8 protein-coding genes are annotated in these 6,486 nt (G+C 66.9%); 5 read left to right on the top strand and 3 right to left on the bottom strand.

The genetic code is table 11. From position 1 onward, the window contains the following. The 3 genes from uppS to ACRDUX_RS37425 all read left to right on the top strand — a co-directional run. The coding region (gene uppS, locus ACRDUX_RS37415) for a polyprenyl diphosphate synthase (protein WP_526422025.1) at positions 1-399 on the top strand (399 nt) is incomplete at its 5' end. A gap of 22 nt (positions 400-421) precedes the next feature. Then, positions 422-874, top strand: a complete 453-nt coding sequence (locus ACRDUX_RS37420; protein ID WP_526422027.1) for a hypothetical protein — start codon at positions 422-424, stop codon at positions 872-874. Further along, positions 871-1,284: an NUDIX hydrolase gene (locus tag ACRDUX_RS37425; protein WP_526422029.1), complete on the top strand. Its 414-nt coding sequence runs from the start codon at positions 871-873 to the stop codon at positions 1,282-1,284. Before ACRDUX_RS37420 ends, ACRDUX_RS37425 begins: the two co-directional genes overlap by 4 nt. Here the strand turns inward: ACRDUX_RS37425 and ACRDUX_RS37430 are convergent. Continuing rightward, positions 1,277-1,678, bottom strand: coding sequence for a Fur family transcriptional regulator (locus tag ACRDUX_RS37430; protein ID WP_526422031.1), 402 nt, complete (start codon positions 1,676-1,678; stop codon positions 1,277-1,279). The two genes, ACRDUX_RS37425 and ACRDUX_RS37430, sit on opposite strands and share 8 nt — an antisense overlap. Then, a complete protein-coding gene (locus tag ACRDUX_RS37435) occupies positions 1,675-2,034 on the bottom strand; it encodes an ArsR/SmtB family transcription factor (protein ID WP_526422039.1) in 360 nt (119 codons plus the stop codon). The genes ACRDUX_RS37430 and ACRDUX_RS37435 overlap by 4 nt, the downstream gene beginning before the upstream one ends. A 47-nt stretch (positions 2,035-2,081) precedes the next feature. Here ACRDUX_RS37435 and ACRDUX_RS37440 point away from each other — a divergent pair, with 47 nt between their 5' ends. Continuing rightward, entirely contained in the window at positions 2,082-3,521 is a 1,440-nt protein-coding gene (locus ACRDUX_RS37440) for a glycine--tRNA ligase (protein WP_526422033.1), read from the top strand. A 270-nt stretch (positions 3,522-3,791) separates the two neighbouring features. Here the strand turns inward: ACRDUX_RS37440 and ACRDUX_RS37445 are convergent, their stop codons facing one another. After that, a complete protein-coding gene (locus ACRDUX_RS37445) occupies positions 3,792-5,210 on the bottom strand; it encodes an IS110 family RNA-guided transposase (protein ID WP_526422035.1) in 1,419 nt (472 codons plus the stop codon). Between the two features lie 135 nt (positions 5,211-5,345). On the opposite strand from ACRDUX_RS37445, the gene ACRDUX_RS37450 reads away from it, so the two are divergent. Beyond that, positions 5,346-6,230: a type IV toxin-antitoxin system AbiEi family antitoxin gene (locus tag ACRDUX_RS37450; RefSeq protein ID WP_526422037.1), complete on the top strand. Its 885-nt coding sequence runs from the start codon at positions 5,346-5,348 to the stop codon at positions 6,228-6,230. Positions 6,231-6,486: the final 256 nt, after the last annotated feature.

A 6,486-nucleotide genomic window follows, 5' to 3' on the forward strand; every position in this document is an offset into this window, starting at 1 on the left:
ATGTGGAGCAGCGTCATCAAGGAGTTCGACATCGCCGAGAAGATGACCGTCGGCAACGACGTCATCACCATCAACTACTGCGTCAACTACGGTGGCCGCACCGAGATCGTCGAGGCGGCGCAGGAACTGGCGCAACTGGCGGTCGACGGCAAGGTCACTCCCCGTCGGATCAGCGAGGCCGCGTTCGCCAAGCACCTGCACCGCGACGACATCCCAGACGTGGATCTGTTCATCCGGACGTCGGGGGAGCAGCGGGCGAGCAACTTCCTGCTGTGGCAGGCCGCCTACGCCGAATACGTGTTCCAGGACAAGCTCTGGCCGGACTACGACCGCAGGGACCTCTGGGCGGCGTGCGAAGAGTACGTCCACCGCAACCGCCGCTTCGGCAGAGCCGAATGACAAGCCTGAGGGGCAGAGCCTGATGAGCACGCTCGTCGAACGGCTGACCTCCGCGTTGGGGGTGGTGACGACGCTCGTCGAGGAGTCGGACGGCGCCCTCACGGTGACCGTGGACGGTTCGGTGGCCTCGCTGCGCGTGGTGACCATCGCCGAGGGGCTGGAGATGGTGTCGCTCACCCAGCCGCTCGCGTGGGACCTCCCGCTGAACAACAAGATTCGTGAACGCGTGGCCGAGCAGGCGGGTAGGACGATGCTGGGCACCGTCGCGCTGGTCGAGAAGATCGCCGACGGGCCGGACACGCCCGCCAACGGATCGTCGGCCAGGACGACGCGCAAGTCCGCGACCAAGAGGGTCGCCGACGTGATGCTGCGCTACAACTTTCCCGCGGCCGGCCTGACCGAAGACGCCCTGCGCACCCTGATCCTGCTCGTCCTCACCACGGGTGCAGACGTCCGCAAGGCGCTGACGACGTGACGTCCACCGACCGCGTCATCCGGATCGTCGCTGCGGTGGTCGTCGACGCGGACAACCGCGTGCTCGTCGTCAGAAAGCGTGGGACGTCGTCGTTCATGCAGCCCGGCGGCAAGATCGAATTGGGTGAAGCCCCACTCGAGGCTCTCGCCCGTGAAGTGCGGGAGGAGCTCGGTGCCGGATTCGACGTCGCGGCGGCTCGGGCGCTCGGACGGTACACCGCCGCGGCGGCCAACGAGCCGGACCACGTCGTCGACGCCGACCTCTTCCTGGTGCGCCTTGACGCCGCCCCGCATCCTGCGGCCGAGATCGACGAGCTCGCGTGGATCGACCCCCATGCGCCCGGTGACGTGGAGCTTGCGCCGCTGACCGGTGACACGGTCCTCGCCTTGGCGCGCGACGTCGTCAGCTGACGCGCGACCTGCAGTCCCCGCAGACCCCGAAGATCTCGATGGTGTGGCTGACGTCGGAGAAACCGTGCCTGGCGGCGACATCCGTGGCCCACGCCTCCGCCTCGCCGCCGTCCACCTCGACCGTGGCCCCGCACGTGCGGCACACCAGGTGATGGTGATGGTGCTGAGAACAGCGCCGGTACACCGCTTCGCCCGTATCGGTGCGCAGGGTGTCCACCAGCCCGGCGGATGCCATCGACTGGAGCGTGCGGTAGACCGTCGTCAGGCCGATGCCCTCGCCACGACGGCGCAGTTCGTCGTGAAGCTCCTGGGCGGATCTGAACTCGTCGACGTTCTCCAACAGTGCGGAGATCGCGGCGCGCTGGCGGGTCGAGCGGACGGCGGTGCCCGTCATCGGGGGTCGTCCCCGGCGTATTCGCCCGCGTGGGCGACCGCGGCCTGCACGATCTCGGCGAGATGGTTGTCGACCAGCCGGTAGTGCACTTCGCGGCCGGTTCGTTCACCGGCGACGACGCCCGCTGACTTCAGGATGCGCAGGTGCTGGCTGACGAGCGGCTGCGGCACCCCCAGGGCGTCGACCAGTTCGTGCACGCATCGCGACGATTCGCGAAGCTGGAGCACGATCGCGATGCGGACCGGTGCGGCCAGCGCCCGCAGCAGGTCGCCCGCGGTGTCGAGCACGCTCCGCGGCGGCACCTCCTGCGGTGGTTCGCCGCCGTGGGCGTGGTCGACGTGACTGTCCTCGACCATTTTGGAAACCGTTTTCATTACGGGTCAGAATACATGCGCCATCGTGCATGTCAATCGACGAGGCCGTGGTGACGGAGGCGTCTGGCGAGTCGCTACGCTGTTGCACCGTGGCCTCCATCATCGACACCGTTGCCAACCTTGCGAAACGCCGTGGCCTCGTCTATCAATCCGGCGAGATCTACGGCGGCACCAAGTCGGCGTGGGACTACGGTCCGCTCGGCGTCGAGTTCAAGGAGAACATCAAGCGGCAGTGGTGGCGGTCGGTCGTCACCGGCCGCGACGACGTCGTCGGCCTGGACAGCGCGATCATCCTCCCGCGTGAGGTGTGGGTGGCCTCGGGCCACGTCGAAGTGTTCAACGACCCGCTCGTCGAGTCGCTGATCACCCACAAGCGTTACCGCGCAGACCATTTGATCGAAGCGTACGAGGCCAAGCACGGTCACCCACCACCAAACGGGCTGGCCGACATCCGCGACCCGGAGACCGGGGACCCGGGGCAGTGGACCGAGCCGCGCGACTTCAACATGATGCTCAAGACCCACCTCGGTCCGATCGAGACCGAAGAGGGCATGCACTATCTGCGTCCGGAGACGGCGCAGGGCATCTTCGTCAACTTCGCCAACGTGGTGACCACGTCGCGTCGCAAGCCGCCCTTCGGCATCGGCCAGATCGGCAAGAGTTTCCGCAACGAGATCACGCCGGGCAACTTCATCTTCCGCACCCGCGAGTTCGAGCAGATGGAGATGGAGTTCTTCGTCGAACCGTCGACGGCAGCCGAATGGCACCAGTACTGGATCGACACCAGATTTCAGTGGTACGTCGACCTCGGCATCGATCCCGACAATCTGCGACTGTTCGAACATCCCAAGGACAAGCTGTCGCACTACTCCGACCGCACCGTCGACATCGAGTACAAGTTCGGCTTCCAGGGCAATCCGTGGGGTGAGCTCGAGGGCGTCGCCAACCGCACCGACTTCGACTTGTCCACGCATTCAAAGCATTCCGGCACCGACCTCTCGTTCTACGAGCAGGCCACCGAAACGCGGTACGTCCCCTACGTCATCGAGCCGGCGGCGGGCCTGACCCGCTCGCTGATGGCGTTCCTGGTCGACTCGTACCACGAAGACGAGGCTCCCAACGCCAAGGGCGGTGTCGACAAGCGCACCGTGTTGAAGCTCGACCCGAGGCTCGCGCCCGTCAAGGCGGCGGTGCTGCCGCTGTCGCGCAACGCCGATCTGTCGCCCAAGGCGCGTGACCTGGCAGCGGAATTGCGCAAGTCGTGGAATGTCGAGTTCGACGATGCGGGTGCGATCGGGCGCCGGTACCGCCGTCAGGACGAGATCGGCACCCCGTACTGCGTGACGCTGGACTTCGACTCGCTGGAGGATCACGCGGTGACGATCCGCGAGCGTGACGCGATGACCCAGGAGCGCGTCGCGATCGACGCCGTCTCGGACTACCTCGCGGTGCGACTCAAGGGCGCCTAGCCCTCCGCCGCCCCTCACCACTCACGCCACACCCCCCCTTTGCCGCGAGCGTGCGTGTCTGTACGGCGACACCAGCGTAAGGGGGTTTAGTCAAGGGGTTGGGGGCCTGCCCGTTCCCTCGTCTCAACGTAGTTCGTCAAACGGGGTGGTCCCCGACAGCGTGCAATCGAGTTCGTTGAGGGAACGGGTGGGTCTGCTCAGGGTGTCGCTCGAGGTGGCCCTCTACGCCGCGTGGAGCTTGGCCCAACCCGTCATTCGGGTGGCTTGTGCTTAGGCCGCGGTAGGTAATTCGCGGGCGCCGGCCATGGCGGGATCCCAGTTGATGCGCTGGGTGGTGATGACGTGCAGCCAGCGCAGGAGCGCCGCAGCGATCGCGGCTCTGGCTTGTCCGTCTGAGAGTGGGTTCTCGGCTCGGGTCATCAGGTATCGGTAGCGGGTGGCCATCACCGGGTTGCTTGGCAATGCGCCCCACACCGCGCGCCACGCGGCCAGGCGTAGCCGTGGTCGACCGCGCCCGGAGATTCTGGATCGGCCGGTGGCCGTGCCGCTGCTGTTGTCGCGGGGACATAGCCCGGCATGTTTGGCCAGTGCGCGGGGGCTGTCGAAGCGGGTGGGGTCGCCGGTCTCGGCCAGGATCGCTGCCGCACCGACGGCCGAAACGCCGGGGATGGTGGTGACTAGGGCGGTGAGTTCCAGCTGGTCGAGGATCTCGACCATGCAGGTTTCGACTTGCGCTAGCCGGGTCTTGGTCGAGTGCCAATCGGTGAGCACCCACCCCGCGCGTTCCAACCCGCCCCGACGTTGTGTGCTGACTCCGGCCGGGTCTGACAGTGCGGTGAACATCGCGGCGATGATGGCGCGGCGTGCGCGTTGACCGCCCCAGCGGGGAAGTTCACGACGTACCGACGCCTCGAACCGTGCGGCACCGAGGCGGGCCAGGTGTTCGGGACGGCCCTTGCAGCGTCCCAGCACCACCGCCAGCGCGGCACACCACGTCTTGCCGTCGAAGGGCTGGGCCGCTGCGGTCAGCGCCGCTGGCCACGCGCATTCCAGCAGATCCCGCAGCTGCTGCACGCACGCGGTCGCCTCGGCGATCAGCCGTTCCCGGCGGGCACCGAGCTGACGCAGCCGCGCCCAGGTTTCATCGGCACGCTCTGGGGCATAGCAGCGCAACTGGCCGATGAGCCGGGCGATCAACACGGCGTCCTTGTCGTCGCTCTTGTCGCGGGTGTAGTCCTCGGCTTCGCGCGCCCGCCCCACGAGTAACGGCTGCACACACACCAAGGCGATATCCTGTTGAGCGGCAAGCTGATCGAGCACCCGCCAGCGGTGACCCGTCGGCTCACACCCCACCGTCACGTCGGTATAGCCGTGCTCACGGGCAACCTGACGGGCCCAGGTCAATACCGGGCCCAAGTTCCAGGCCTTGGCCCGAACTCGGCGGCGAGCCAATACCCGCGAGTCATGATCGGTGACCACCACGGCCTGCTTCTCGTCTGCCAGGTCCATCCCCACAATCGCGTTGGCCACCGGGACCAACTCCCGCATCTGGGCCAATCGCGCGTTCCGACGCTTGTCACCTCGCGACAAACTATTACCCTGGGTCATGACGTCCTCCTCGATGTTTTGGGATTCCAAGCCCATCAACGACATCAGGAGGACGTCCTTTTCATCAGCATTCTTCGACATAGCTCACTTACTACGCCGCCGCTGGTGGCACATCACGCACGTTCGCGGCGGCGCGATTGTGCACAGTCCGCAGTTGATCCCCAATTCGCCTTCGGTGACTTCCGCTGACGGCCGGTGCGAATCACGCTCGTCGACATGGATGAACTCGACGAGTTGCTCGATCGGCAGGACGGTGTGGCGACTAGTGCGCAACTTCTCGGCGTGCTCACGCGTCGCGGCCTGGAGTCCAAGGTCAACGCCGGCGACCTGGTGAAGGTGTGGCCGGGCCTGTACGGACGCGGCGAAATCGATGACCTCGTGCGACTGCGTGCGCTCGACTTGAGGGCTGGTGTCCGCGTCCCGATCTGCCTCGCCACCGCCGCCCGCGCCCATGGATTCGATACCGAGGACGTCGCAGACCTGCACGTACTCAACCCGGTTCGGCACCAATTGCGTTGTGTCGATGGCTTGTTCGTGCACCGGCGTGATGGCGCACCGCTGACGATCGTTGACGGCAGACTCGCAACGGCGCCGGCGTGGACGGCCGTCGAGGTCGCTCGCGGCCTGCGGCGTCCACGCGCGCTGGCGACTCTCGACGCCGCGCTGCGCAGCGGTACCTGCGATCGCCGTGAGCTGCGCGCCGCTGTCGCGCGTCAGGCAGGCAGGCGGGGCATCGTGACGGTGCGTGAACTGATCTCGCTCGCGGCTGCGGAAGCCGAGTCGCCGATGGAGAGCGAAGCCCGACTCGTGATGATCGACGGAGGAGTGCCCAGTCCCGTGCTGCAGCACGAGGTCATCGATCGCGACGGTCGGCTGTGGCGGCTCGACTTCGCCTGGCCGGACCGGATGTTCGCTGTCGAGTATGACGGATTCGACTTCCACAGCGACCCGGAGGCACTGCGCCGGGACCGCCAGAAGCGGGCCGCGCTGCACGAGCTCGGATGGGTCGTGATGGGGATCGTCGCCGACGACGTCAGGCGCAGATCCTGGGACCTGGTGCGCCGCATCGAGCTCGAATTCGAACGACGGATGGCGGCGTGAACGTGCGTCGAATGCCAAATCTCCCGGCGTGTCTCCGTACAGACGCGCACGCTCGCGGGAAGGTGAGAACGCGCGGGAAGGTGAGCTCGCGCGGGAAGGTGAGAATGCGCTAGAAGCGGCCGCCGCCGCCACCCCAGTCGCCGCCCGAGCCGCCGAACGACGTCGGACTCCAGCCGCCGCCACCGCCGACGCTTCCGCCGATGCCGCCGCGCAGCGCACCCGACAGGATGTTGCCGATGATGATGCCGCCGAGCAC

This window comes from Mycobacterium sp. (assembly GCF_050701675.1).
In the GTDB taxonomy this organism is placed as follows: Bacteria; Actinomycetota; Actinomycetes; order Mycobacteriales; family Mycobacteriaceae; genus Mycobacterium.